Source organism: Photorhabdus sp. P32, from assembly GCF_038085095.1.
Classification (GTDB): Bacteria; Pseudomonadota; Gammaproteobacteria; order Enterobacterales; family Enterobacteriaceae; genus Photorhabdus; species Photorhabdus luminescens.
In genome coordinates this window covers 1-1239 of the sequence record NZ_JAZGJN010000110.1, presented here as the reverse complement: position 1 = coordinate 1239, position 1239 = coordinate 1, and the positions used below count along the sequence as shown (strand labels likewise).

The window sequence follows — 1239 nt, the reverse complement described above, 5'->3', positions numbered from 1 at the left end:
ACTTTAAGATTTTCATAATATTCAATAAATTGTCTCTGTTTTTCTGCATCGAATTTATGAGGGACACCACACGGTTTTTTATAAGAAAAACCCTGATGATGTAACCATTTATTCATGACTGGAATGCTAAAGGTAATATTCCAGAGCTGAGCGACATAGGCCACGATTTCATGAGTGTGATGGAAAAGATGTTGAGATAAGTGGTTGATTAAGAAATCCGTTTGCTTTCGAGAAAGCGAACTATCAGACCCCCCATTATCAGATTTAAGTTTACCTTGATTAAGGTAATCACTGATATGGCGGTCAACAGTGGTCTGATGGAGTCGCAATGCCTGGGTTATCATCACAGAACTCCACCCTTAAGAAGCCAGAAGGATAGCTTTTATTCTGTCTCGTACTTGACCATCACGAGTGGTGTCGTGAAGACGCTCAAGTTTGATTTTTTGTTCTGATGTAATAAATATTTTCATAGCGAGGATAATGATCTCCATTTCAGATAAAATCAAGTATTTTCAATGATTACGGGTATATGATGTTTGGCTTGATTGCAAGACATTTTTGTTTGTATTGGATAATTCGATTCTTTTAATTTGGGTATCCCAGATCAAATTACTTATCTAGGACAGCACCTTATCTTTTACTATAGGGCTAAATATTTGCACTTTAAACAAATACTGTGTTTAAATATATAAATACATCCCTCTATGTCATATTAATAAATATTGCTTTATTCAAACGTTTCCATTCACACTTTAATCTTGTTTAGTGCATATTAACCATATTGCCTGTAATGCAACGTTATATAAAAGAGTAGGTTAAATACTTTCATTGTTATTGTATACTTCACGATATCAGATAGAGTCAATTTCTGAGATATGACGCCTAATAATCCTAAAAAATATGAAACTGCATCTATGTATAGATTTGGACACTTGCGATTATAGCCTTAGAGCCCTGCGATGACATAGTAACTAAAATATGGCTTGGAATTTCCAACATTTTTTAATTAAAATTATATGTAGTAGTTACTCGGGAAAATGAAAATATTCTTAATTCATTTTACTATAAAAATAACAGATAATAATAAAATAAGATGTATCATAATTATGGGGATTTATTTAATTATCTTATATATGTGTGGGTTTACATATATAAAATAATATTGCATTTTCGTAGGAGTTTTTCTCATATTATGTAGAAAAGCGAAAGTCTAAATGATTAAATATATACCCTATGGAT

At 31.6% G+C, this 1239-nt stretch carries 1 pseudogene; it reads right to left on the bottom strand.

Annotation, left to right across the window (positions count from 1 at the left end):
- Window positions 1-470 (bottom strand): annotated as a pseudogene (locus V2H77_RS00560) (winged helix-turn-helix domain-containing protein); the annotation flags it as partial.
- Window positions 471-1239: the final 769 nt, after the last annotated feature.